This window comes from Xanthobacter pollutisoli, assembly GCF_040044995.1.
Classification (GTDB): domain Bacteria; phylum Pseudomonadota; class Alphaproteobacteria; order Rhizobiales; family Xanthobacteraceae; genus Xanthobacter.
In genome coordinates this window covers 114,065-136,845 of the sequence record NZ_JBDZDP010000009.1, presented here as the reverse complement: position 1 = coordinate 136,845, position 22,781 = coordinate 114,065, and the positions used below count along the sequence as shown (strand labels likewise).

Annotated in this window: 25 protein-coding genes; 5 read left to right on the top strand and 20 right to left on the bottom strand. The window is 70.4% G+C overall.

The window, feature by feature from the left end:
- Positions 1–87 precede the first annotated feature (87 nt).
- From ABLE93_RS17590 to ABLE93_RS17575, 4 genes are all read right to left on the bottom strand, one after another.
- Positions 88–765, bottom strand: a complete 678-nt coding sequence (locus ABLE93_RS17590) for an NrsF family protein (protein ID WP_348841149.1) — start codon at positions 763–765, stop codon at positions 88–90.
- A gap of 257 nt (positions 766–1,022) precedes the next feature.
- Positions 1,023–3,020, bottom strand: a complete 1,998-nt coding sequence (locus ABLE93_RS17585) for a hypothetical protein (protein WP_348841148.1) — start codon at positions 3,018–3,020, stop codon at positions 1,023–1,025.
- A gap of 37 nt (positions 3,021–3,057) precedes the next feature.
- Positions 3,058–3,846, bottom strand: coding sequence for a molybdopterin-dependent oxidoreductase (locus tag ABLE93_RS17580; protein WP_348841147.1), 789 nt, complete (start codon positions 3,844–3,846; stop codon positions 3,058–3,060).
- A 12-nt stretch (positions 3,847–3,858) separates the two neighbouring features.
- Entirely contained in the window at positions 3,859–4,497 is a 639-nt protein-coding gene (locus ABLE93_RS17575) for a cytochrome b/b6 domain-containing protein (RefSeq protein WP_510183049.1), read from the bottom strand.
- A 128-nt stretch (positions 4,498–4,625) separates the two neighbouring features.
- Here ABLE93_RS17575 and ABLE93_RS17570 point away from each other — a divergent pair, with 128 nt between their 5' ends.
- Positions 4,626–5,090: a PRC-barrel domain-containing protein gene (locus ABLE93_RS17570; RefSeq protein ID WP_348841145.1), complete on the top strand. Its 465-nt coding sequence runs from the start codon at positions 4,626–4,628 to the stop codon at positions 5,088–5,090.
- Between the two features lie 40 nt (positions 5,091–5,130).
- Here ABLE93_RS17570 and mtnK read toward each other — a convergent pair whose 3' ends face one another.
- From mtnK to ABLE93_RS17530, 8 genes are all read right to left on the bottom strand, one after another.
- Positions 5,131–6,390 carry an S-methyl-5-thioribose kinase gene (gene mtnK / locus ABLE93_RS17565; RefSeq protein ID WP_348841144.1) on the bottom strand — a complete coding sequence of 420 codons (1,260 nt, stop codon included), beginning with the start codon at positions 6,388–6,390 and terminating at the stop codon, positions 5,131–5,133.
- A gap of 18 nt (positions 6,391–6,408) precedes the next feature.
- The gene (locus ABLE93_RS17560) at positions 6,409–7,287 is read right to left on the bottom strand and encodes a nucleoside phosphorylase (protein ID WP_348841143.1); all 879 of its coding nucleotides are present in this window, start codon (positions 7,285–7,287) and stop codon (positions 6,409–6,411) included.
- 9 nt (positions 7,288–7,296) lie between these two features.
- Positions 7,297–8,016 carry a glycosyltransferase family 2 protein gene (locus tag ABLE93_RS17555; RefSeq protein ID WP_348841142.1) on the bottom strand — a complete coding sequence of 240 codons (720 nt, stop codon included), beginning with the start codon at positions 8,014–8,016 and terminating at the stop codon, positions 7,297–7,299.
- Positions 8,016–9,098 (bottom strand): radical SAM protein, encoded by a 1,083-nt coding sequence (locus ABLE93_RS17550; protein ID WP_348841141.1) that lies wholly within the window; start codon positions 9,096–9,098, stop codon positions 8,016–8,018. Before ABLE93_RS17550 ends, ABLE93_RS17555 begins: the two co-directional genes overlap by 1 nt.
- A 30-nt stretch (positions 9,099–9,128) precedes the next feature.
- Positions 9,129–9,965 carry a TIGR04282 family arsenosugar biosynthesis glycosyltransferase gene (locus ABLE93_RS17545; protein WP_348841140.1) on the bottom strand — a complete coding sequence of 279 codons (837 nt, stop codon included), beginning with the start codon at positions 9,963–9,965 and terminating at the stop codon, positions 9,129–9,131.
- 141 nt (positions 9,966–10,106) lie between these two features.
- Positions 10,107–10,853, bottom strand: a complete 747-nt coding sequence (locus tag ABLE93_RS17540; RefSeq protein ID WP_348841139.1) for a haloacid dehalogenase type II — start codon at positions 10,851–10,853, stop codon at positions 10,107–10,109.
- A gap of 40 nt (positions 10,854–10,893) precedes the next feature.
- On the bottom strand, positions 10,894–11,484 hold the full coding sequence (locus ABLE93_RS17535; protein ID WP_348841138.1) for a TetR/AcrR family transcriptional regulator: 591 nt from the start codon (positions 11,482–11,484) through the stop codon (positions 10,894–10,896).
- A gap of 60 nt (positions 11,485–11,544) precedes the next feature.
- A complete protein-coding gene (locus ABLE93_RS17530; RefSeq protein ID WP_348841137.1) occupies positions 11,545–12,258 on the bottom strand; it encodes a glutathione binding-like protein in 714 nt (237 codons plus the stop codon).
- 184 nt (positions 12,259–12,442) lie between these two features.
- Between ABLE93_RS17530 and ABLE93_RS17525 the strand changes: the two genes are divergently transcribed.
- From ABLE93_RS17525 to ABLE93_RS17515, 3 genes are all read left to right on the top strand, one after another.
- Positions 12,443–13,153 (top strand): glutathione S-transferase family protein, encoded by a 711-nt coding sequence (locus tag ABLE93_RS17525; protein ID WP_348841136.1) that lies wholly within the window; start codon positions 12,443–12,445, stop codon positions 13,151–13,153.
- Positions 13,154–13,175: 22 nt separating this feature from the next.
- Positions 13,176–13,982: an SDR family NAD(P)-dependent oxidoreductase gene (locus tag ABLE93_RS17520; RefSeq protein WP_348841135.1), complete on the top strand. Its 807-nt coding sequence runs from the start codon at positions 13,176–13,178 to the stop codon at positions 13,980–13,982.
- A gap of 94 nt (positions 13,983–14,076) precedes the next feature.
- Complete coding sequence (locus tag ABLE93_RS17515) at positions 14,077–14,655, top strand: FtsH/Yme1/Tma family ATP-dependent metallopeptidase (RefSeq protein WP_348841134.1); 579 nt, start codon at positions 14,077–14,079, stop codon at positions 14,653–14,655.
- Here ABLE93_RS17515 and ABLE93_RS17510 read toward each other — a convergent pair.
- The 7 genes from ABLE93_RS17510 to ABLE93_RS17480 form a co-directional block, all read right to left on the bottom strand.
- A complete protein-coding gene (locus ABLE93_RS17510; RefSeq protein ID WP_348841133.1) occupies positions 14,652–15,602 on the bottom strand; it encodes an alpha/beta fold hydrolase in 951 nt (316 codons plus the stop codon). The two genes, ABLE93_RS17515 and ABLE93_RS17510, sit on opposite strands and share 4 nt — an antisense overlap.
- Before the next feature lie 7 nt (positions 15,603–15,609).
- Positions 15,610–16,602, bottom strand: coding sequence for an ABC transporter substrate-binding protein (locus tag ABLE93_RS17505; protein WP_348841132.1), 993 nt, complete (start codon positions 16,600–16,602; stop codon positions 15,610–15,612).
- Between the two features lie 82 nt (positions 16,603–16,684).
- Positions 16,685–17,548 (bottom strand): ABC transporter permease, encoded by an 864-nt coding sequence (locus tag ABLE93_RS17500; RefSeq protein ID WP_348841131.1) that lies wholly within the window; start codon positions 17,546–17,548, stop codon positions 16,685–16,687.
- On the bottom strand, positions 17,545–18,315 hold the full coding sequence (locus ABLE93_RS17495) for an ABC transporter ATP-binding protein (RefSeq protein ID WP_348841130.1): 771 nt from the start codon (positions 18,313–18,315) through the stop codon (positions 17,545–17,547). Before ABLE93_RS17495 ends, ABLE93_RS17500 begins: the two co-directional genes overlap by 4 nt.
- A 13-nt stretch (positions 18,316–18,328) precedes the next feature.
- Positions 18,329–19,093: an SDR family NAD(P)-dependent oxidoreductase gene (locus ABLE93_RS17490; protein ID WP_348841129.1), complete on the bottom strand. Its 765-nt coding sequence runs from the start codon at positions 19,091–19,093 to the stop codon at positions 18,329–18,331.
- Between the two features lie 10 nt (positions 19,094–19,103).
- Positions 19,104–19,910, bottom strand: a complete 807-nt coding sequence (locus tag ABLE93_RS17485) for an SDR family NAD(P)-dependent oxidoreductase (RefSeq protein ID WP_348841128.1) — start codon at positions 19,908–19,910, stop codon at positions 19,104–19,106.
- 4 nt (positions 19,911–19,914) lie between these two features.
- Positions 19,915–20,709: an SDR family NAD(P)-dependent oxidoreductase gene (locus ABLE93_RS17480; protein ID WP_348841127.1), complete on the bottom strand. Its 795-nt coding sequence runs from the start codon at positions 20,707–20,709 to the stop codon at positions 19,915–19,917.
- Positions 20,710–21,157: 448 nt separating this feature from the next.
- Here ABLE93_RS17480 and ABLE93_RS17475 point away from each other — a divergent pair, with 448 nt between their 5' ends.
- A complete protein-coding gene (locus tag ABLE93_RS17475) occupies positions 21,158–21,847 on the top strand; it encodes a GntR family transcriptional regulator (RefSeq protein WP_348841126.1) in 690 nt (229 codons plus the stop codon).
- Between the two features lie 46 nt (positions 21,848–21,893).
- Here ABLE93_RS17475 and ABLE93_RS17470 read toward each other — a convergent pair whose 3' ends face one another.
- The gene (locus ABLE93_RS17470) at positions 21,894–22,649 is read right to left on the bottom strand and encodes an SDR family oxidoreductase (protein ID WP_348841125.1); all 756 of its coding nucleotides are present in this window, start codon (positions 22,647–22,649) and stop codon (positions 21,894–21,896) included.
- Positions 22,650–22,781: the final 132 nt, after the last annotated feature.

Here is a 22,781-nt window from a genome sequence, read left to right as displayed (position 1 = left end):
TCCCCTCCGCTCCACCCGGCCCCGGCATTCTAGATCGCTTGCACTAAAATTCAAGCCGCCGTGGTGTCCGCTCTCGGGCGTTGGCGCTTACCACCGGAGCAGGGGCCGGCCCAGCAGCGCGCCGAGAAGGCCCATAAGGAGGATACCCGCGCCGTACCACAAGGTCACGAAGGGCAGCGCCGTCTCGTCGCAGGCGATGGCGTAGATGGCGGCCGACAGCGCCCCGGCCGCGACGCCCACTGCTGCGCCGGCGCGGCGCAGGCGCACGGGCGCCATCTGCCGCATGGCATACATGCCGGCGGTGAAGATGGGCAGAGCGAGCAGCATGATGAGCGCGGTGCAATGGTCGATGGTATGGCCGAGCAGCAGCGGCCGCAGGGCCTCCGGGGGCGCCATCGCAAGCTGAAGGACCGCGAGCAGCGCCATGACGGCGATCACGCCGATCCCGACGCCATAGCCGAGGGCGGCCGGCGCGCCGGGACGACCGAGCCGGTCCACGGCGATCAGCCCGGCCAGGGCGAGGCCGGCGGGAAACATGAGCTTGATCCAGAATGCAGGGGTGGCGAACGCGGTGGCCATGTCCGGCCTCAGGCCGAGCAGCCACAGCATGGCCGCCGCCGACACCGCGCTGCCGAAGGCGAAGGCGAGCGCCAGCGTCCGGCGCACGGAGGTCGCCGGGGCGGCGCGCAGATCGCCGGCGAGCGCGTCGATCAGCGCGTCGGTGGAAACCCCCTTCTGTCCCGCGAAGCGCATGCCCTCGCGCATCCTGAACCCGCCTTCCCTTCTTGGAGCGCCCGCAGTTGGACGCATCCCGTGCCGGCCGCCGGCGCTCGCGCCGCGGCGAAAACCCTCGGGATCATCCATCCCGGGTGCGGCGAATGCAAGGAGCGGCCGGCCGCTCCCGCCGCGGCGCCTGCCGCCGCCATCGTGCCTTACGGCGCCCAGGCCGGCGCTGCTCCCCCCATCCTTGGGCGCGCCCGCACGGCGCGGGGACCGGCGGCGGTCCCGGCCGCCGGGGGCCCTCATGGGGGTGGGCCGGGCCGCGGCCCGGCCGCCACATAGATGCGCCAGCGCCCGCCTTCCTCCTGCGCCAGGCGGAAGAGCGGGCTCGCCGCGAACGGATCCTTGCGCCAGGCGCCGTCCTGCGCCGTCACCACCGCCGCGGCGCAGCCGAAGGCGTCGTGCATCCGCGCGAGGTCGTCCGGCGTTGCGGCGCCGTCGAACACGCGGGCGAACAGATCGCTCGCGTCGGCACGTGCATCGGGCGTCAGCGGCGCGAAGGCGAGGGCCAGCTCGGGCCCGGCGAAGCATGAGCGGCGCCGCGCCAGCAGCGCCCAGGACAGGTTCACCGGCCAGGGCGCGAGCCGCTCCAGCCGGCCCGGATTGCTGGCGAGGCGCGCGTCCGCCGCCACCTCGCGGCGCACCGCCGCCCACAGCGCCGGATCGCCGGCGAAGGTTGCGCCATCGGCGCTGGGCTCGCCGCTGACATTGCCCGCGGCGAGCCGCCCGGTGTCCGGCAGCCCGGCCGCGACGAGCAGCCCCGCCGCGGCGAGCGTCGCCCATCGCCGCGCGTGCAGCAGGCCGGCAAGGCCGGCGCCGGCGCCGGCCGCGAGCACCAGCACGGCCGGCAGCACCGCGCGCCAGCCAAGGTCGTTGTTCTCCCCCGCCGTGCTGGCGAGGACGGCACTGACGACCAAGGCGCCGAGGGCGAAGGCGGCGAGCGCCCACGCCAGCCGCGCCGTCGCCGCCTCGGTCCGCCACAGCAGCGCGGCAAGTCCGGCGGCCCCGGCGAAGGCGATCGCGGGAAACTCCACCGGCAGAAGCACCAGCCAGAAGGCCGGAGCATCCAGCAGACGCCGCACGCCGGCGGGGATTCCGGGCCCCAGCACGGCGAACGGCTCCAGCCGCAGGGGCAGGGCGCCGCCGCGCGCCGCCGCGACATCGATTTGCGCCAGCAGGACCGGTGCCGCCAGCGCCAGCGCGCCCAGGGCCGCCGCGGCCATCGCCGCCAGGAAGCGGCCGCGCCCCTCGGCTGGCCGGCGCACGGCGAGGACCGCCGCGGCGGCGCCGCCCGCGAGGGCGAAGGTGACGCCGCCCACCCACAGCGAGGCGTCGAAGCCCGCGGCGACCACCAGTGCCAGCACGACCACGCCGCCCACGGACGGGCGCGCGCGCAGCTCGGCCATGAGCCACACGGCGAGCAGGCCGCAGGCCGCGGCGGCCACGTGGTGCGGGCTCCAGCTCGCCTGGTAGAGCACGCCCGCAAGGCCGGTCGCCGGTTCGATGACCTGGTCGACGCCCGCCCCGAACAGGCCGGCGAGGAGCGGCCGCAACGCCCCCGAGGCCGCCGCCGCCAGCGCCAGCAGGGGCGCGGACATGGAGGGATTCAGCCGGAATGCGAGGCCGGCCACCAGCGCCAGAGCGGCGAAGGTGGAGAGGAAGGTGGCCGCCGCATCCGCCTCCCACCCCGTGGCGCCGGTGAGGATGGCCAGCTCGGCGGCGCCGAACTGCCAGAGATAATAATAAGCGACGATCCCCGGCGCGCCGCCGGCGCCGTACACCGGATTGGCCGGCGGCACCGTCGCGTGGAGGGCGATCTCGTCGATGAGCGCGACCTTGGCATGGTCGTAGAGCGGCGCCGCGAGGGCGACCGCGCCGTCCGCCCCGATCTTGGGCAGGACCGCCGCCGCGGGGATGAGGGCGAGCACCGCCGCCACCGCGAGGGCGGGCAGGAGCAGCGCTTCGCCTGGCCACGCCGGCTCGGCCGCGCGGCGCCCGCGCAGCAGCGGCGCGCCGATGCAGACCAGCGCCGTGACGATGAGGATGGCGGCACGGGACACGCCTGTGGCGGGGGCGAGCGCCAGCATCGCCATGGTCTGCACGGCGAAGCCCAGCCCCGGCGCCAGCGCCAGCGCCGGGGCGCGGGACAGCGCCAGCGCGCGGGCGATCAGCCAGCCCGGCCCGCACCACAGGAGCAGGCCGGCGAGGATCGCAGCGCACACTTGGGAGGTCGCCACCATGCCGGTCAGCTCCCGGGCGGGCGGTCCGCGGCGGCGCTCACAGGCCGGCGAACCAGTTGAAGCCCTGCTTCTCCCAGAAGCCCTCGGGATAGGTGTTGGTCACCTCGATGGCGCGGATCCATTTGGGGTTCTTGAAGCCGAGCTTCACCGCGGTGCGCAGGCGCAGCGGGAAGCCGAAGGGATCGGTGATGGGCGCGCCGGCGTATTTGGTGGCGAGGATGGTCTGGGGATGGAGCGCCGAGGCCATGTCGATGCTCTCCATGTAATCGTCGTTGCCGTAGAAGGCGATGTATTTGGCCGAGAGGTCGGCGCCGATACGGGTGAGGAAGTCCTTCAGGTTCGGCCCCGACCATTGGCCGATATAGTCCCAGCCCTCCACGCAGATGTGGCGGATGATCTCCTCCTGCTCGGGCAGAGCGTAGATCTGCTCCAGCGTCCAGGGTCGCTTGTCCTTGATGAGGCCGGAGAGCTCCAGCTTCCAGGTGGCGGCGTCCACCGGCTTCACCTCGTCGATCTCGTAATAGGCGTTGAAGCGCGGCGGCTTCACCACGAGATCGGGGGAAAAGGTGGGCGCGAGCTTGTGCGGATCGAACAGAGCCGCCTGCACGCCGTCGTTGAAGTCCGAGACCTTGCGCAGCACGCCCTGCACCGCGCCGCGATCGGAGATGTCGCAGCCGGTCAGCAGAGAGAGGGCGCCCAGGCTGAAGGCGCCGCGCAGCACCCTGCGGCGGTCGATGGTCTCGATCAGCTTGCGGTTCTCGACCAGCAGGCTCCGGTCGGGCGTCGTGATGGAGGGGCGGGCGGCGAAGGGATTGCGGAAAGCCATGGTCGCCTCCGGTCAATGGGGCGTGGTGGGCGCGGGCGCGCCCTGGGGGTGTGGGTCTTCGGCCGGCACGCGGGGGCCGCCGGTGAGCATGGCGAGGATGGTGCGCGGCACGAGCAGCGCCAGCGCCACATGGACCACCATGAACCCCACGATGGCCGCCATGCCGATGAAATGCGCCAGCCGCGCCCCCTGGAAGCCGCCGAAGAGGCTCACCAGAAAGGAGAACTGCACCGGCTTCCAGATCGCAAGGCCGGTTACGACCTGGAGGATGATGATCGAGATGACGCCCACGTAGAGCAGCTTCTGCACCGCATTGTAGTGGGTGAGGTCGGCATGCTTCAGGCGGAAGGTGAGCGCCGCCACCATCTCCGCCAGCACCTCGCGCGGGCGGATAGGAAAGAACAGCCGGGCGAAGCGCCCGGTGGCAATGCCGTAGGCGAGGTAGAACAGGCCGTTGAAGACCAGGATCCACATGCCGAAGAAGTGCCATTGGAGCGCGTGCTGGGCCCAGATGCCGAGCACGATCTCCTGCGGGAAGTGCAGGAAGCCGAAGATCACCTCGTCATTGTAGATCTTCCAGCCGCTGCCGATCATGACCACCATGGCGATGGCATTGGTCCAGTGCATGATCCTGATCGGCAGCGGATGCATGCGCCTCGTGCGTTGAGATGATGTATTCATTGTCGTTTCCAAGCTTACATTATGTATTTATTTGTTGATTACTTGATGAAATGGTGTAGCGTTTCGGCGAAATGTACAATTCACGAGAGGTGAAGACCATGCGTGCGGCCCCCATTTTCCTGGCGCTTGCCCTCGCCGCCGCGGCGCCCGCGGCGTCCGCCCTCGCGGCGGGGGCGCCCCATGCCGGCACCCAGCTCGAGCCCGCCGATGACAGCCTCTCCCCTGCCGAGCGGATGGAGCGGCGCTTTCCCCAGAAGGTGCGTGTGGGCGATCTCGTCGGCCTGCCGCTGCTGGACTTCGACGACCGCACGCTCGGCCATGTGCGCGCCGTGGCGCGCACGCCCGAAGGCGGCATCGTGCTGGTGGTGGGCGTCGGCGGCTGGTTCGGCCAGGGCGGCCGGCCGGTGGCGGTGCCCATCGAGACCGTGGCCATCCTCGGCCGGCAGATCGCCTTGCTCGACATCCCGCGCGACGCGCTGCCGAGCCTCGCCACCTGGGCGGCGAAGGACACGGCGGCTGTATCCGCCGACGAGGTCATCCGCATCGCCATCACCCGCAGGTGAGGCCGGGGCTGCGCGGCGCGCGAAGGCCGGGGGCGGTCCATCACACGCCCTCCGCCGCCAGGACCGCGCAGGTCACGGCGGCCGGGGTGTCGAGGGCATGCCGGTTCACCGCCAGGTGCCGTCCGAAGGCCAGTGCCCTGCGCTCCAGCGCCGCGCGCCGGCCGGTATCGGCGATGGTCTCGAACTCCGCCACATGAGCGAGGCCGAGGATGCGGCGGTGGATCTCGATGCCGGCAAAGCCCAGCGCATCGCGCCACACGGTGGCGAGCTGCCCGGCCAGGGCGGCTTCGCTGCCCTCGCTGTCGCCCTGGTCCTCGAACAGGTCGCACCCGCCGAGGATGCCGGTGCGCTCGGTGCGCCACAGGCGGGCGAATTCCGCGGCGAACACCTGCCAGCACGTCTCCGCGCAGGCCAGCAGCCGCGCCCCCGCGCGGTCCGCGGATGGAGCGTCGCCATGGTGGGCGCTGCGGGCGAAACAGGCCATCCACAGGTGGGCCAGCAGCACGCCCACGTCGAATCCCATGGGGCCGTAGAGAGCGAATTCCGCGTCGATCACGCGGGTGTCGTCCGCCGTGGCCATCACCGATCCGGTGTGCAGGTCGCCATGCAGCAGGGTCTCGGCGCAGGTGGCAAAGCGCGCCTTCATCTCCTGCGCGGCGATCTTCAGGGCGCGGTCGGAGCGCACGGCCAGGGCCGCCGCCTCCAGCCCCGGCGTATGGCGGTTGAGCGGGGCGTCCTTGAACGGGTCGGAGAACACCAGTTCCTCGGTGATGCCCGCGAGCTCCACATTCCCGGCGAACAGGGCAAGGTCCGCCTTGCGGACAGCGGTGGGCAGCGACCAGTCCGAGCCGCGGAACAGGGTGCGGGCGAGATAGAGGCCGACGTGTTCGCCAAGGCGCGGCAGCTCTTCCCCCGCCATCAGCGCGCGGCGCACCACCGTGTGGGGCGTCAGGTGCTCCATCACCAGCAGCGCCTGGGTGGGATCGAACAGCTTGAGGTCCGGCACCCGCCCGGGATCGCGCGCGCCGAGGCGCTTCAGCGCCTCATGCTCGAAGAAGGCGCGGTCGAGCGACATGGGCCAGCTCTCGCCCACCACGCGGGCATAGGGCAGCGCCTGCTTCACCACCAGCGAGCCGGCGTCGCTCTCCACGATGAAGACGAGGTTGAGGTTGCCGTCGCCCACCTCGCGCACCCGCCATCCCGTGGCCGGGCCGAGGGGGGCGAGAAGCTCCGGCCGGTCGCCGAGCCGCTGCGGCAGGCTCGCGCAATCGAGGGGGCGGTAGGGAATGCGCTCCAGCATGGCGGTCGGCTCCCTGTCTCAGCGGGCGTCAGGCGTTTCGGCGCGGGCGTTTTCATCCCATGCCAGGGCGAAGGCGGCGGCGAGGGCGATGGAGCGGGCGGCGCCGTTGTGGTCGCCCTTCTCGAAGTCGCCATCCACGCAGCCGAGCTGGTTGGTGACATGGGCGAGGCACAGCACGGGCCGGCCCTGGGCGCGGCCGAAGGCGTAGAGGGCGGCCGCCTCCATCTCCACCGCCAGCAGCCCCTCGGCCTTGCGGCGGGCGATGGCCGCCTCGGTCTCGCGGAAGGGGGCATCTGTGGTCCAGGTGGCACCGGTCAGCACCGGGCCCTCGGCACCGGCGAAGGCCTGCCGGGCGACGCGGACCAGGCCGGGATCCGCCGCCACGAAGGGCGCCGCTGGCAGATAGTGATAGCTCGTGCCCTCGTCGCGCAGCGCCCGGTCGATGAGGATGTGATAGGAGGGCGGCGCGTGGTCGGCGATCTGGCCGGCGGAGGCGACGGAGACCAGCAGCGCGCAGCCGCAGGCGAAGGCCTGTTCCGCCACCAACACGGAAAAGGATGCGCCCACCGCGTAGCCGACGATGCCGAAGGCGAGCCCGTCCTCCTCCCACTCCCACATGTCGGTGTGGTAGCAGGCCCAGACCGGCGAGCGGCGCGCGGCGCGATGGGCGCGCACGAAGTCCACCATGTCGCCGTCGGGATCGAGCAGGACGACGCGCGGCACCGGCCCGGCGGCGAGGCCCTTCTGCCGCCGCGCCTCGCGCATCATGTTCTCGGGCCGGAAGACGGAAGGGGCGCGATGGTCGGCCCGCTCGATCAGCGGCAGGAAGCCGGAGGGAAGCGGCGCGCGCGCCGGCCATTCGGCATCGTCGGTTTCGGGCAAAGGCTGTAGCAGCATGGAAGGGTCTCACATCTTGTTCGGCGCGGCGGCGGGTCCGGACAGCTTGGTCGCCACCCGCAGAAAGGTGGAGACGATGCGGGTCCCGGCGGTGATCGAGGTGGCGAGGTTGCCGGCGACCTTGGAGACGCCGCCCCGGCGGCGGCGGTAGGCGACAGGGATCTCGACGATGGCAAGGCCGGCGCGGGCGGCGCGCATCTGCATCTCGATGTTCCAGCCGTAGGTCAGTTCCCGCATGCCGAGGCCGACGAGGGCATCGCGGCGGATGGCGCGGAAGGTGCACATGTCGGAATAGGCGACGCCGTAGAGCGCCCGCATGCCGAGGCCTGCGGCGCGGCCCGCCGCCACCTGATGCCAGGCCATGCTGCCGGCCTCGCGCACGCCGCGGGTGCGGGAGGCGATGGCGAAGTCCGCCGTCCCCGCCTTCAGCGGCGCCAGCAACGCGGACAGGAAGGCGGGATCGTCGGCGCCATCGGCATCCATGAAGGCGATGATGTCGGAGGAGGTCGCCCGCGCGCCTTCCAGGCAGGCCCGGCCGAAGCCGCGCCCCGGGGCGACGATCCGGGCGCCGGCCGCGGCGGCGATGGCGCGGGTGGCGTCCGTCGATCCCCCATCGGCCACGATGACCTCGTCCACCATCCCCGACGGGATCTCGGCCAGGGTGGTGCCGATGGTCTCAGCCTCGTTCAGCGTCGGGATGACGAGGGCGATGCGATCTGAGGCTGCCATCACAGGCTCCATCGCAGGCCGCAATTGGCGCAGGCGGCGGGCGGCGCCTCGGAAAGAAGTCCGTCGCGGAAGCAGCGATAGGCCTCGCCCTCCCAGATCTCGGACAGGCTCTGCCGGGTGGCGTCGCCGAGCGTGTAATTCTCGTAGCCGCGCTGGGCGAAGGGGGCGATGCAGCAGGGCAGCGCGCGGCCGTTGGCGGTAAAATACATCACCGTCCACGGGCGCCGGCACATGGACCAGGGCGAGGCGGACGCGGCCGATCCCGACGGGTCCCGCTTCAGGCTCATGCCCGGCTCGGACGCGGCACCGGACGCGGAGAAGACCATGCCCAAAGCGTGGGCGATCTGCGTTGCCTCCTCGATGAAGCGGGCCTCGTCGGAATTGATCTGCTCATAGAGCGCCTGATCGGGCCGGGCGAGGCCGATGGCCTCCTCATCGAAGAAGACGAGGCGCTGGAGGTAGACCTCCCGGACGCCCAGCTCCGCGGCCACCTTCACGAAGGCCGGCAGCTCGGAGATGGTCTCCTTGAGGCCGGTCAGCCAGGCCGACACGCGCGGGTTGGCATGGCCCTCGCGCTCCTGGAGTTCGCGAAAGGCACGCACGTTCTTCAGGATGCGGTCGAAATAGTTCTTGCCCCTGATGGCGCGATAGGAGGCGGCATTGGAGGCGTCGAGGGACACGCGCAGTTCGTCGAGCCCGGCGGCGATCATGGCGCGGCCGTTCTTCTCGTTCAGCACCGTGCCATTGGTGTTGAACAGCACATAGGTGCCGCGGTCCTTCAGGTAGCGCACCATGCGGTCGAGGTCCGGCACCAGCATGGGCTCGCCGATGCCGTGCAGCACGCAGCGCTCGAGATCCGGGATCTGGTCCACGATGGAGGTGAACAGCTCCCAGCTCATGTCGGCGGGGGGCTCCAGCTCCTCATAGGTGCGCGGGCACGTGGTGCAGAGCAGATTGCAGCGGTTGGTGGTCTCCAGATAGAGGCACACCGGCTTCCGCACCGGGACGCTGGTGCGGTTCGCCTCCGCCCGCTCGAAATAGCGACGGGCATCGAGCGTGCCGCCGGGGGTGATGAGGTTCATGGGGCGTTATCCGTCAAGGGGATGGATGGATCACGAGGCGCGCAGCTGCGGCAGATCGTCGGGCGCGCGAACGGGCACGGACCTCGGCAGGCCGAGGCGTTCGGCGAGGTCCTGCGTCGCAAGGAGCCGGCGCATCAGCCGTTCCGTATGGCGCGCAGCGCCGCGCGGTAGGCCGGACGTGCCGAATGGCAGATCCTCGAAAAGCTCGCCATGCAGCAGGCGCAGCGCCGACGCGTCATCCACGTCGTACCAGGGGGGCAGCAGGTGCACGTCGAGGCCGATCTCGGCCGCGCGCGCCAGAGTCTGCCGGCACACGCGCTCGGTGCTCCAGTCAATGTCCTCGAACAGCCGCCAGCGCGGCGTCTTGAGGCCCAGCACGTAATAGCCGCCGTCCGTGGAGGGCCCGAGCACGGCGCGCTCGCCCGGCCGCGCCAGCATGTCGGCCATCTCCGCGAGAAGCGCGGGCGGCAGCGTCGGGCTGTCGGCATTGAGCACCGCCCCGGCCGGATGCCCGAGGGCGAAGAGATGCCCCAGCGTTGACCGGAGGCAGGCGCCGAAGCCAGCGAGGGCCGCCTCGATGCGCGCGATGCCCGGCGGCAGGATGTCGTCGAAGAAGGCGCCCGCGCCCGCCGGTCCGTAGGCCACATAGGGCGTCACCGGCGCGGATCTGCCGGCGGCGAGGATGTTGCCGACGATGTCCTGCACGAAGGCGGTGTTGAAGGCCGCGGCTTCCTCGGGCGACAGGGGCGGGCAGAGCCTCGTCTTGGTGCGCCCCGCCGCAGAGGCCTTGGCCATGACGGCGATGGCGCAGGTATCCGTCGTCCGGCCTTGCCGGGAACCGGAGAAACCGCCGGTGGCTTGGGTCATCGCTCGCCCCGCTCAGATGTGCGTCGCAGGGGAGTTCGCTGGCGGGGCAGGCGGCGTTACACGCCTCACGCAGGCGTGAACGAAGGCCGCGAGCCCACGCAGGGGCAAAGCGATTGCGTCGTGCGGGAGAGGCCGCGCGCCTCAGGCGGCGCGGGGCAGCCGGACGAGGTCGGCGAGACTGGAGATGACGAAGTCCGGCGCGTGGCCGAGCGTCTCCTCCTGCGTCCTGAGCGCTTTGTAGAGCGTGACCGGACTGAGCGCGCCGCCGGTGGCGCCGCCGGCCATTTCCTGCGCCAGCGCGTCCCGCGGCACGCGGGAAATGCGCGCGACATTGAAACCGAAGCGCTTCGCCCCGGCGATGTCGAAGCCGTTGGAGGAGACGAACACCACCTCGTGCGGCTTCACCCCAAGTTCGGCCTCCACCAGCGCGTAGGCGCGCGGATCGGGCTTGAAGACGCGCGCCGCATCCACGCTCAGCGTCGTCTCGATGAGATCGCGCAAGGGCGAACCGCCCACCAGTGCCGCCAGCATCTGCGGGCTGCCGTTGGAGAGGATGGCGCGCTTCACGCCGGTGAGGGCGCCGAGCGCCGCCGCCGCGTCGGGATAGGGGGTGAGGCGGTTGTAGGCCTCGGCGATGTCGTCGAACAGCTGCTCGGAGGGGGTGAGCCCGAGCACGCCGAGGGTGTAGGTCAGCGCCTCGCGCGTCACGGCCCAGAAGTCGCGATAGTCGTCCATGAGGGAGTGCAGCCAGCTGTATTCCAGCTGCTTCATCCGCCAGATCTGGGTGATGATCTCGCCATGGCCGGGAAACGCCTGCTCGGTGATGTCGGCCACCGATTGCACGTCGTAGAGCGTGCCGTAGGCATCGAACACGAAGGCCTTGATCATGGCGCGCCTTTCTGCGGCGAGGGTCCCGAGGCGATTGTGGTCAGGCCGGATCCAGTGCCGCGAGGGCGGGGCGCAGGACCCCTTCCAGCAGGGCGCGCTCCGGGCGGATGCGGGAAAGCACGCGCAGGCCCAGCAGCACGCCGAGCAGCATGCGGCCAAAATCCTCCGCCGTCTGGTGGCGGCCGATGCTGCCGTCCCCCTGCCCCGCCGCCACCCGGCCGCGGAAGAAGGCTTCGATCGCGCCGAGTGTACGGGCCGCGGCGGCCCGCATCTGCGGATCGTGCGGGCCGAGCTCCACGGCGGCATTCACCACCATGCAGCCCTTCATGTCCGGATCGGCGAGCGAGCGCTCCATGATCTCGTCGAAGAAACCGCAGATGGCCGCGCGGGGGGCGACGGCGGGGTCTTCCAGCCGCCGGATGCGGTCGGCGACGCTCTCGTCCACATAGCGCTCGAGCGCCCGCTCATAGAGCGCGTGCTTGTCGCCGAAGGCGTTGTACAGGCTGGCGCCGGTAAGCCCCATGCTGGACGCGAGATCGCGCACCGAGGTCGCCTCGTAGCCGCGCGTCCAGAAGCAGCGGACCGCCGCATCCAGCACCTCGTTTTCGTCGAACGCCCTGGGCCGTGCCATGTCTCACGCGGTCTTTCTGCCGGAGGGGACAGGCGAGCCTAGCGCCTGCCCCGGCCTTGGTCATCCCGCGCGGCGGGCGGTCTGGCCGAAGAGGATCTTCTTGCCTTCCTCGGTCACCGCCGGACGGGTGGCGAAGGGCTCGCCGCGGGCATAGGCGGCGATGGTCGCCGGACGGGCCGCCACCGCCTCGAACCAGGTCTTCAGGTGGGGAAATTCGGCGAGGTCCTGGCTCTGGCGCTTGTGCGGCACGATCCAGGGATAGATGGCCATGTCGGCGATGGAATAGTCCGCCCCCGCCACGAAGGCGCCGCCCGCCGCGGCGCTCGCCGCCAGCTGGCTGTCGAGCACGCCGTAGAGGCGGTTCGTCTCCTTCACGTAGCGGTCAACGGCGTAGGGGATCTTCTCCGGCGCATACTGGCTGAAATGGTGGTTCTGCCCGGCCATGGGGCCGAGCCCGCCCATCTGCCAGAACAGCCACTGGCTGACGTTGGCCCGGCCGCGCGCGTCTGCGGGCAGGAAGCGGCCCGTCTTCTCGGCGAGATAGAGCAGGATGGCGCCGGATTCGAAGACCGAGAGCGGCGCGCCGCCGTCGGCCGGTTCATGATCCACGATGGCCGGCATGCGATTGTTGGGTGCGATAGCAAGAAAATCCGGCTTGAACTGGTCGCCCGCGCTGATGTCCACCGGAAGAATGCGATAATCGAGGCCCGCCTCTTCCAGAAAAAGCGTGATCTTGTGGCCGTTGGGGGTCGGCCAATAATAAAGATCTATCATATTCAAGCCTCTTGAGTGGCCACTTCTGGGCAACAAAGCGGGGTGGGGAGCCGCTCCGGCGCAGAAAGTTCGGCGCGATCAGTCCGGGGATATTGCCATCCCGGCGTCGCCGTGCATTCTATATCAGTCGATCTAAAATGCAAATGCGCCGTCCTCCAGGCGCACAGAAGGGGTAGGTGACGTCGTGATCCGCTTCTATTTCCATCCCACGCCCAATCCCGCCAAGGTCGCGCTCCTCCTGGAGGAGACCGGCCTTCCCTATGAGCTGGTTCCGGTGGACACCGCCAAGGGCGAGCAGCACCTGCCGGCCTTCCGCGCCATCAATCCCAACGGCAAGGTGCCGGCCATCGTCGATACCGAGGGCCCCGGCGGCGGCGAGACGCGGGTGTTCGATTCCACCGCCATCCTCCTCTATCTCGCCGAGAAAACCGGGCAGTTTCTCGGCGCCGCGCAGGACCGGCCGGAGCTGCTCTCCTGGCTCATGTTCCTCTCGAGCGGCCTCGGCCCGTTCAGCGGGCAGGCGGTGCATTTCCAGTATGTGGCGCCGGAGGGCCTCGACTACGCCGTCAATCGCTACCGGCGGGAGGTGGAGCGCCACTACCGCGTCCTCGACGACCATCTGGCGACGCGCAGCTTCCTGGTGGGCGAGGGCTACACCATCGCCGACATGTCGGCCTGGGGCTGGCTCATCCGCGCGCCGCGGGTGATGAAGGGCGAGGCCGAGCCGCTGGCGGCCTTCCCCCACCTCGCCCGCTGGTTCGCCGCCATCGACGCTCGCCCTGCGGCGGTGCGGGCGCGCGCGGTGGGCCAGGATCTGAGCTTCAAGGCGGCGAGCGACGAGGCCAGCCGTCGCGCGCTTTATCCCTCCAACTATCCGCCCGCCGCCGCCGAGTGAGCGGGCGGGCGAAGGAGACGCCATGCAGATCGAAGGAAAGCGGGTCCTCCTCACCGGGGGCTCCAGCGGCATCGGCCGCGCCATCGCCGCCGCCCTGCTCGAGAAGGGGGCGCACGTGGTCATCACCGGCCGCCGGCGGGACGTGCTCGATGCCGCGGTCGGCGAGCTGCAGGCGCGGGGCGGCACCGTCCACGCCATCGGCGCCGACGTGAGCGATCCCGCCGGCCGCGCCGCCATGCTGGACGGCGTGCTGGAGCACCTCGGCGGGCTCGACATGCTCGTCAACAATGCGGGCGGCGTGCGCGCCGGCCGGCTGGAGGAGACCACCGAGGCGGAGATCCGCGCCATGGTGGAGGTGGACCTCCTCGCGCCCATCTTCCTCACCCGCGCGGCCCTGCCGGCGCTCAGGGCCAGCGGCGACGGGCTGATCGTCGACGTCGCCTCGGCCATCGCCCTCATCGGCATTCCCTTCTACGCCACCTACGCCGCCGTCAAGGCGGGCCTCGCGCGCTTCGACGAGGCGCTGCGGCGTGAGCTTGTCGGGGAGGGCGTGCGGGTGCTGACCGTCTATCCCGGCGCCACCGATACCCCGATGATGCGCACCAGCCGTGCCGGGCCGGAGGTGGGCTTCACCAAGGAACCGGCCGAGGCGGTGGCGCAGGCTGTCGTCGCCGCCGTTCTCGCCGATGCCTTCGAGGTGGTGCGGGGCGGCGAGGTGCGGGCGCAGATGATCGCCCTGAACCGCACCGATCCGCTCGCCCTCGACCGCCGCTTCGCCGATCTGAAGCCGGCGCTGGCCGAGGCGGTGCGCGACCACGCAGCGCTCTAGGGAAGCGGGCGGTCCTTCCGGCCGGGGCGGTTCGGCGGATGGCGGCGGGGATGCTATAGGTTTCTCTTCCGCCGCTGCCCGACTGCGACCACCCATGACCGCCACGCCTGCCCACGAGATTCCGCTGGCGATCCGGCGCAAAGCCGTCGCGGTGCACGAGGCGGGGCACGCGCTCGTGGCGCGCTATCTGAAGCGTCCGGTGGCCGAGGTGGTGCTGCGGGCGCCGCACGGGCTGAGCGGCGCCACGCGCTTCGAGGGCGAGGACGCGGTGGTGCTCGATCTGAGCGTCAAGGCGGACCGCCAGTATGTCCAGGACGCCATCGTCATCCTGCTCGCCGGGCAGATCGCCGAAGCGGAGTATTGGCGTACGCTCGCGCCCCTCTACGTCCCGGCCATCAACTCCCACCGCACCGACGATTTCGAGATCCGCAAACTGCAGGCGCAGCTCGGCCTCAGCCACGATCACAATTCCATGCTGATGGGCTATTGCACCGATCTCGCCCGACAGATCGCGCTGCACGAGAAGGCGCAGGCGGCCATCGCCGAGATCGCCGACCATCTGGCCGAAGCCCTCGCCATTGGCCGCGCGGCGCTCGATGACATCCTGCTGCGCCACGGGGTGGTGCAGGGCCAGCTTAAGCTCTCCGCCAACCCGTGGCAGCGGCGGATCTAGGCCGCACCGCCCTCCGCATCCTCCACCAGTCCAGCGGCGAAGAATTCGTCGACGGCGTTCCACAGCAGATGGCGGCGGATGCCGAGCGGGCTCACATGGGCGATGCCGGGCAGGCTAGCGAAGCGCTTGTCGCCGCTGGGCAGCCGCCGGAAGAAGGCGAGGAGGTCGTCCACCGTGGCGATGCCGTCGTGCTCGCCGCGCACGATCAGCGTCGGGGCGGCAATGGCGCTGGGCTCCACCAGCGGGAGATGGGTGGTCATGTCGAGATAGGTGCCGGTGGGCACGGAATCGCCCAGCTGCATCTGCGCCTCGGCGCAGGCGGCCATCACGGCGGGGTGAGTGGTGCCCGGCAGATCGCGCAGGAAGATGCTCTCGATGGAGGCGCGGCTGATGGGCCGGCGGTTGCTGGCGCGGAACTCGGCGACGCCCTCCCGCCGCTTGGCGAGGGTGGGCGAGCCTTCACCCGTCCACACGAAAGCGTCGAGCACCAGGCGGCGCACCACGTCAGGCGCCCGCTGCGCGAACAGACCCGCCCGCAGCGCGCCCGAGGACATGCCGTAGACGAAGAGGCCCGTCGCCCCCGTCGCCGCGGCGATGACGGGGGTCGCGGCGGCAAGGTCGTCGGCGCCGCAGGAAACGTCCGAATTGCCGTCCGTGACGGTGGAGCGGCCGTAGCCCTCGTGGTCGAGGGTCCACACGTCCCATCCGCGCCGGGCCAGCCAGTCCATGAAGGAATAGTCCGGCTGCCCCGCCACCTGGAGGTCGAAGGAGGGAATGGCGCTGGTGGAGGAGCCATGGACGAGGACGATCGGCGGGCGGCCCCCCGCCGCCCCGCCAGCCCGGCCCTCGCGCGGCAAGAGCTCGCGCGCGAGCACCTTGCGCCACAGGAAGAGGTCCACCGCGCCCTTGCGCGCCCAGTGCTCCTCGCCGCGCACGTCCCCTGTCATGGCCGCCTCAGTTCTTGGGAAGGTAGGCATTGGTGAAGGTGTTCTCATAGACCACCGGCACCGTCCCCGCCGGCTGGAGGAAGTCGAACACCTTCTTCGCGCCCTCCAGGCTCATGCGCCCGTCCGTGCTCCAGATCTGCCGGACGATCTCATAGGCCTTGTCGTTGGTGGCGGGGGACATGTCGGGGAATTCCGCGCCCATGATGGCCTTGCCGCGCACCGGATCGAGCAGGATCTTCTGCGCCTCCAGGAAGACCGCCACCACCTTGCGCACCGTCTCCGGCCGCTCCTTGAGCATGTCGGGATGGGTGGCGAGGGTCATGAAGACCAGGTCGCGGAACTCGGGGATCTCGCCGTTCATCAGATTGATGAAGATCTTGCCCAGCCCTTCCTGCTCCACCACCGCGCCCGCCGGTTCGAACGGGATGCCGGCATCCACCATGCGGCCGCGGAAGGCGCCCACGTAGGAGGAGGCGTCGGTGCCGAGATAGACCAGCTCCACGTCGCCGGGCAGCGCAAGGCCGTAGCGCTTGGCGAGCACCCCCAGCATCTTCTCCCCGGACCCGCCGGCAGAGGGCGCGCCCACCTTCTTGCCCTTCAGCGCCCGCACCTTGGTCTCGATGCTGGCGTTGGGATAGGCGTCGTAGAGCGCATTGGTGGAGATGAGGTTGTTGAGGGGGCGGGTGGTGACGTTGAACACCGAGACGATGTTCTTGCCCTGCGCCGCCGCCGTGAGGACGTGCTCGTAGCTCAGGATGCCGAAGTCGGCGCTGCGCCCGAGCACCGCCTGGAACACCAGCGCCCCGCCCTTGATGAAGGTCACGTCGGCCTTGAGTCCGTGCTTCTCGAACAGGCCCTCGCGCATGGCCACATAGAGCGGGCCGGCATAATAGCCGTGCCCGATGTTGGCGATGCGCACCAATTCCTGGGCCTTGGCTGGCGCGTGAAAGAAAAGTCCGGCGCACAGGGCCGCCAGCGTCAATCTGATGCTGTGTTTCATCCGTTCCTCCCGTTGTGCCGCCCCTTTGGCGGGGTCGGCCTCTTCTTGTTGTGATGCGTGGATCGAGGTCCCGCCCTTGGCGTCAGCGGCTGATAATCCTCCACGCGTCGAGCCGCGACTGCACCGAGCCGACGATCTCGTTGAACACCACCGCGAGGGCCGCGATGGCGAGGAGCGCGGCGAAGACGCCGGCGGTGTCGAAATCGCTGCCGGCGCGCTGCACCAGGTAGCCGAGCCCCCGGTTCGCCGCGATCATCTCGCCGATGATGGTGCCGATGAGGGCGAAGGGCACCGCCGTCTTCAGCCCGACGAAGATCCAGGTCAGCGAGGAGGGCAGGATGACCTTCATGAGGATCTGCTGGCGCGAGGCGCGCATCAGCCGGGCGCCGTCGATGAGGTCCTGGTCCACTTCCCGCACGCCGGCATAGGTGTTCACGAACACCAGGAACACCACCAGGATGGCGGCGAGCGCCACCTTGGATTCGATGCCGAGCCCGAACCACAGGATGAACAGCGGCGCGAGCGCCACCTTGGGCACCGCGTTGAACGCCCAGATGTAGGGATTGAGCAACCGGCTGAGGAAGGGCGAGAGGCCGAGCCACACACCGCCCGCCACGCCCGCCGCCGCGCCGATGAGGAAGCCCAGCACCGTGGCGTGCACCGTCGCCCAGATGTGGATGAAGATGGAGCCGTTGGCGGTCCAGTCCCACAGCTTCCTGGCGATGGCCAGCGGATTGCTGATGAGGAAGTTGTCGATGAGCCGCCCCGACACCAGCTGCCACACCACGAGCAGGGCGATGCCGAGCAGGATCTGCATCCCCATCATGGGGGCGGTGCCCATGTCGGCCAGAGGCCGCCGCTCGCGGGCGGGCGGCTGGTCCTCGGAGGCCGAACCGGGGGTCTGCATGGCGCGGGTCTCCAGATCTGCCGCCTTGGCCGGGCTCACAGGCGCACCTCGTCATACTGGGTGCGCAGGCGGTCCCACAAAGCATTGTGGATGTGGTGGAAGGGTTCGGTGAAGCGCACCTCGTGCACGTCGCGCGGGCGCGGCAGGTCGATCTCCTGCTCCAGCACGATGCTCGCCGGGCGGCGGGTGAACACCACCACCCGGTCGGCGAGGGTGATCGCCTCCACCAGATCGTGGGTCACGAAGAGAATGGTCTGCTGCTGCTCCTCCCACAGGCGCATCAGCAAGGCATGCATGGCGATGCGCAATTGCGCGTCGAGGGCGGCGAAGGGCTCGTCCAGCAGCAGCGCGTTGGGCTTGTAGATGAGCATGCGCGCAAGGCAGGCGCGCTTGCGCATGCCGCCGGAGAGCTCGTGCGAATATTTCATCTCGAAGCCGGACAGCCCCACCAGAGCGAGCAGCCGGCGGGCGGCCTCGTGCCGCTCGGCCTGGGGCATGCCGGCCACCTCCAGCGGGAAGGCCACGTTGTCCAGCACCGTGCGCCAGGGCAGCAAATTGTCCTTCTGCGTCATGTAGCCGACGTTGGTGTTCACGTCGGCGACGCGGTGGCCGTCGTAGAACACCCGGCCCTGCGAGGGCGGATAGAGGCCGGCGATCATGTTCAGCAGGGTGGACTTGCCGCAGCCCGACGGGCCGATCAGGGCGACGATGGACTTCGGCGCGATCTTCAGGCTCACGTCCTCGACCGCGTGCAGGGCGCTGTCCTTCTTCTTGAACGTCTTGCTGATGTGCTGAAGCTCGATCATGCGCGTTTCCCGTTCAGAAGATCAGCCGCTGCTGGCCGCCGTCTACGTCGATGTTGGCGCCGGTGACGAAGCCGGCGCGGGCGGAAGCGAGGAAGGCGACGGCGTCCGCCACCTGCTCCGGCCGGCACCAGCGCCCGAGCGGCGGCGCAAGCCCGAAGCCGCTCTCCTGCTGGCCGAGGCCGCGGCCGAGCCAGGGCTCGGTGCCGATGGCAGCGCGTCCGGCGGCGGCCGGCCCCATGGCGCCGACGCACACCGCATTCACCGTGATGCCGCGCGGGCCGAAATGGTCCGAGGCGGTCTTGACGAAGGCGTGCTGCGCCGCGCCCGCGACGGCGGCGGCGATGTAGTCTCGGGCGGGGATTTTTCCCGCGGCATTGATGAGCACGATGATGCGCCCACCCGCCGCCATGTCCGCCGCCCCGGCCTCGACGAAGGCCCACAGCCCGGCGACGGCGCCGCCGAGATAGGCCGAGGCGCGCTCTGCATCCACCTCGTCCAGCGTGCCCTCCAGCGGATCGGCGACCTCCGCGACGAGGATGTCGGGCAGCCCGAGCACCGCCCGCGCCGCCTGCACCAGATGGCGCATGGCGGGGATCGGCGCCATCCCGGACAGGGGGATGCCGAACCCTTCGGCCGGCGCCGGCCCCGCCGTGCCAGCGGTGCCCGAGCCGAAGGCGATGCGCGCGCCTTCCTCGCCGAGGCGCTGCGCCACCGCCCGGCCGAGCGGCGTGCCGCCCTCTGAGATCAGGACCGTCCTGCCGGAAAGCTCGAGATCCATCGTCGCTCCCCTAGCCGAACACGTGACGATGATAGCCGCCATCCACCGAGACGGAACTGCCGGCCACGTGGCCGGCGCGCTCCGAGGCGAGAAAGGCGACGAGATCCGCCACTTCCTGCGCCGTGCCGAGGCGGTCCAGCACGTTGGCGCGGGTGAAGCCGCGGGCGGCGCCCGCATGGTCGAGGCCACGCTCGCGCATCTCCTTGGCGATGACGCCGCCGAGGATGTCGGTCTCGATATATTGCGGGCACACGGAGTTGACGCGGATGTTGTCGCCCGCCAGCGCGTCCGCCGCCGCCTTGGACATGGCCTGCGCCGCCGCATTGGCGATGCCCGAGGGCAGACGGTCCGGGTGCGGGTGGCGCGTCGCCTGCCCGATGATGTTGACGATGCTGCCGCCGCCCTGCATCCGCATCACGGGCATCACCAGCCGGATCATGCCGAGAAAGCCGAAGAGCTTGTCGCCGAGCTGGCGTTCCAGCTGGGTGTCGGTCATGTCGTCCAGCGTGGCGCGAATGTGGGTGCCGGCGTTGTTGACCAGGATGTCGATGCGCCCCAGCCGCGCGTGGGCCACCTCGACGAGGCGAGCGCGGTCGGCGGCGACCGATGTGTCCGCGGCCACCGCCACCACGCGCTCCCCGGTCCCCGGCGGGCCGGCGGCGCGCAGCGTCTCGGCCGCGTTGTCGAGCCTGCGGGCATCGCGCCCGCAGATCGCCACCCGCGCGCCTTCCGCAAGCAAGCGCGCGGCCACGGCGTAGCCAATCCCGCGCGAGGCTCCGGTGACGATAGCCGTCCTGTCCGCCAGGGCAAGGTTCATGGCCTCACCAGAGCCCCTTGAGGCGGCCGCCGTCCGTATTGAGCGAGACGCCGGTGATGTAGCTCGCCCGCTCCGAGCACAGGAAGACGATGGCGTTGGCCAGTTCCTCGGGGCGGCCGAAGCGCCCGAGGGCGTTCTTCTTGGCGGCGAGGCGGCGGGCTTCCTCGGTGCTGTCCACGCCGAGATCCTTCTTCAGCCCCTCCTCGTTGCGGCGCCACAGGTCGGTGGCGACCCAGCCGGGGCAGATGGCATTGACGAGGACGTTGTCCGGCCCGAATTCGGTGGAGAGCGACTTGGTCATGTTGAGCAGGCCGCTGTTGGTGATGGCCGAGCCGAACATGTAGGGGTCTGGCTCCTTGCCGGCGCCGCCGATGAGGCTGACGATGCGGCCCCACTTCTTCTCCCGCATGATGGGCGCCACGGCGCGGATCGCGCGCATCCAGCCAAAGAGCTTGGTCTCCAGCTGGTTCTTGAGGCCGTCCTCGGTCATTTCCTCGAAGCGGCCCGAATACATGGTGCCGGCGCAGTTGACGAGAATGTCCACGGTGCCGAAGGCCGCCACCGTCTCGGCCACCAGCTTCTCGGTGTCGGCGGCGACACGGGAATCCGCCTGCATGGCGCGGACCTCGCCGCCGGTCTTCTCCGCCAGCTCCTGAGCGGTGGCCGCCGCCTCGTCGCCGTGGCGGGACGAGATCATCACCTTGACGCCGGCTTCGAGAAATTCCCGCGCCGCCTCCCTGCCGATGCCCCGGCTTCCGCCGCTCACGATGGCCACGCGCCCTTTGATACCGAGATCCATGTCTGTCGTCCTTTGAGGTGAAGATCGGGCGGCGCAGGGCCGCGTCAGCGCTGCCGGCGCCGCGCCGCGCGCCGGGGAAAAGGGAGGATCGCGCACGCACGCCGCGGCCGGGGTCGGCCGCCTGCGTGGGGGGCCGGTCGGGCGTTGGCCGCGCGCGGCGCCACGGCACCGGCCGCGGCTGCCATGCGGATGAGGGAAGGGTGCTGCCGGCTCCGCCGCCGCGCCGCGCGAATGCGCCGGCCCGGCCGTCGGAGCGCAGCCCATCAAATCGGGCTGGATGTCATCGGCTACCTCGCTTGGGCCTGCTGGGCTGGCGTTTCCTGCGGGTCTTTGCCCGCCCTGGCTCGGTGTTGTTTCGTTTGCACCAGGATTGTAGGATAATCTTGTTGGATAGATGTTGTGTCAAGGTCTCCTGTGGTAATTTGCGTCAGGCGGCGCGGGGTCGGCGATGGCGGTGAACGGATCGGGTGGGGATGGGCGGCATGGCCAGACGGTGGAGCACACCGTCCAGCGGCTGAGGGAGGCGATTTTCGCCGGGCGCCTCGTCCCTGGCCAAAGGCTGATCGCGGGGGATCTGACAGCCGAGATCGGCATCAGCCGCGGCACGGTGCGCGAGGCGTTCCGGCGGCTGGAGGCGGACGGCCTGCTGGAGATCATCCCCAACCGCGGCGCCGTGGTGCGCCGGCTCTCGCGCGAGCAGGTGCGCGACCTGTTCCAGATCCGCGAAAATCTCGAAAGCCTCGGCGCGCGCCTTGCCGCGGAGCATATTGGGGTGGGGGGCAACCGGTCGCTGTTCGCGGGGGTCTGGTCGCGGGTGCGGCCCACGGGCGAGATGCTTCAGGCGCATGTCTTCATGGAGCAGAACCGCCTGTTCCACCGGTCCATCGTGAAGATCAGCGGCAACACCATGCTCACCGACCTCATCGAGACGCTGCACCTGCCGGTGGTCATGTTCCAGGTGGGGCAGGTGATGCAGCCGGAGAACATGCAGAGCTCCCAGCAGGACCACGTGCGCGTGGCCGAGGCCATCCTCGCCGGTGACGCGCCGGCCGCCGAACGGGAGATGCGGCTCCACCTCCAGCGCTCGGGTGAATGGGTGCTCAGGCTCCCGAGCTTCGCCTTCCAAGGGCCTCGGTAGGCCGACGCCGCAACGCCGGCCTATCGGGATGTCCGTGGCGTGCGAATCAGATGCCCTGTCCGCCCGACACCTCGATACGCTGGGCGTTGATCCAGCGGCTGTCCTCGGACAGGAGGCCCGCGATCATCGGCCCGATGTCGTCGGGCACGCCGACGCGGCCGAGCGCCGTCATCTGCGCGAAGCTGCGGTTGAGCTCGGGATTGTCGCGCACGGCGCCGCCGCCGAAATCGGTCTCGATGGCGCCCGGCGCCACCGTGTTCACCGCGATGCCGCGGGCGCCCAGCTCCTTGGCCATGTAGCGGGTCAGCACCTCCACGGCGCCCTTCACCGCCCCATAGGCGGCGTATCCCGGATAGGACAGGCGGGTGAGGCCGGACGAGAGATTGACGATGCGCCCGCCGTCGGCGAGCAGCGGCAGCAGGGTCTGGGTGAGGAAATAGACCCCCTTGAAGTGCACATCCACCAGACGGTCGAACTGCGCCTCGGTGGTCTCGCCGATCAGGGCGTAGTCGCCATGGCCGGCATTGTTCACCAGATGGTCGAAGGTCTCGCGCTGCCAGGTTTCGACGAGGGCGGCGCGCAGGCGATCGGCGAAGGTGGGGAAGGCCGACACGTCGCCGGTATCGAGCTTGAGGGCGACCGCCTTGCGGCCCATCGCCTCGATCTCACCGACCACCGCCGCGGCGTCCCCGGCACGGCTCTGATAGGTGAGGACCACATCGCCGCCGTGGCGGGCGATGCTGAGGGCGGTGTTGCGGCCGAGGCCGCGGCTGGCGCCGGTCACCAGGGCAATCTTGGTCATGGTCCGTCTCCGTTTCTCGTGACGGAGACGGTATCGCCCGCCCGCCACGGGCGCGGTTGCCGGATGCTCGGCATTCCTTGCCTGATCCTCCAGAAGGAGGTGCGCGGCGGCCCCCGCTGGTCTAGATTTGCT

Excerpts from the sequence above, each read along its gene's own strand:
- ABLE93_RS17590 (WP_348841149.1), bottom strand. The coding sequence starts at position 765 with ATGCGCGAGGGCATGCGCTTCGCGGGACAGAAGGGGGTTTCCACCGAC.
- ABLE93_RS17585 (WP_348841148.1), bottom strand. The coding sequence starts at position 3,020 with ATGGTGGCGACCTCCCAAGTGTGCGCTGCGATCCTCGCCGGCCTGCTC.
- ABLE93_RS17580 (WP_348841147.1), bottom strand. The coding sequence starts at position 3,846 with ATGGCTTTCCGCAATCCCTTCGCCGCCCGCCCCTCCATCACGACGCCC.
- ABLE93_RS17575 (WP_510183049.1), bottom strand. The coding sequence starts at position 4,497 with ATGCATCCGCTGCCGATCAGGATCATGCACTGGACCAATGCCATCGCC.
- ABLE93_RS17570 (WP_348841145.1), top strand. The coding sequence starts at position 4,626 with ATGCGTGCGGCCCCCATTTTCCTGGCGCTTGCCCTCGCCGCCGCGGCG.
- mtnK (WP_348841144.1), bottom strand. The coding sequence starts at position 6,390 with ATGCTGGAGCGCATTCCCTACCGCCCCCTCGATTGCGCGAGCCTGCCG.
- ABLE93_RS17560 (WP_348841143.1), bottom strand. The coding sequence starts at position 7,287 with ATGCTGCTACAGCCTTTGCCCGAAACCGACGATGCCGAATGGCCGGCG.
- ABLE93_RS17555 (WP_348841142.1), bottom strand. The coding sequence starts at position 8,016 with ATGGCAGCCTCAGATCGCATCGCCCTCGTCATCCCGACGCTGAACGAG.
- ABLE93_RS17550 (WP_348841141.1), bottom strand. The coding sequence starts at position 9,098 with ATGAACCTCATCACCCCCGGCGGCACGCTCGATGCCCGTCGCTATTTC.
- ABLE93_RS17545 (WP_348841140.1), bottom strand. The coding sequence starts at position 9,965 with ATGACCCAAGCCACCGGCGGTTTCTCCGGTTCCCGGCAAGGCCGGACG.
- ABLE93_RS17540 (WP_348841139.1), bottom strand. The coding sequence starts at position 10,853 with ATGATCAAGGCCTTCGTGTTCGATGCCTACGGCACGCTCTACGACGTG.
- ABLE93_RS17535 (WP_348841138.1), bottom strand. The coding sequence starts at position 11,484 with ATGGCACGGCCCAGGGCGTTCGACGAAAACGAGGTGCTGGATGCGGCG.
- ABLE93_RS17530 (WP_348841137.1), bottom strand. The coding sequence starts at position 12,258 with ATGATAGATCTTTATTATTGGCCGACCCCCAACGGCCACAAGATCACG.
- ABLE93_RS17520 (WP_348841135.1), top strand. The coding sequence starts at position 13,176 with ATGCAGATCGAAGGAAAGCGGGTCCTCCTCACCGGGGGCTCCAGCGGC.
- ABLE93_RS17515 (WP_348841134.1), top strand. The coding sequence starts at position 14,077 with ATGACCGCCACGCCTGCCCACGAGATTCCGCTGGCGATCCGGCGCAAA.
- ABLE93_RS17510 (WP_348841133.1), bottom strand. The coding sequence starts at position 15,602 with ATGACAGGGGACGTGCGCGGCGAGGAGCACTGGGCGCGCAAGGGCGCG.
- ABLE93_RS17505 (WP_348841132.1), bottom strand. The coding sequence starts at position 16,602 with ATGAAACACAGCATCAGATTGACGCTGGCGGCCCTGTGCGCCGGACTT.
- ABLE93_RS17495 (WP_348841130.1), bottom strand. The coding sequence starts at position 18,315 with ATGATCGAGCTTCAGCACATCAGCAAGACGTTCAAGAAGAAGGACAGC.
- ABLE93_RS17490 (WP_348841129.1), bottom strand. The coding sequence starts at position 19,093 with ATGGATCTCGAGCTTTCCGGCAGGACGGTCCTGATCTCAGAGGGCGGC.
- ABLE93_RS17485 (WP_348841128.1), bottom strand. The coding sequence starts at position 19,910 with ATGAACCTTGCCCTGGCGGACAGGACGGCTATCGTCACCGGAGCCTCG.
- ABLE93_RS17480 (WP_348841127.1), bottom strand. The coding sequence starts at position 20,709 with ATGGATCTCGGTATCAAAGGGCGCGTGGCCATCGTGAGCGGCGGAAGC.
- ABLE93_RS17475 (WP_348841126.1), top strand. The coding sequence starts at position 21,158 with ATGGCGGTGAACGGATCGGGTGGGGATGGGCGGCATGGCCAGACGGTG.
- ABLE93_RS17470 (WP_348841125.1), bottom strand. The coding sequence starts at position 22,649 with ATGACCAAGATTGCCCTGGTGACCGGCGCCAGCCGCGGCCTCGGCCGC.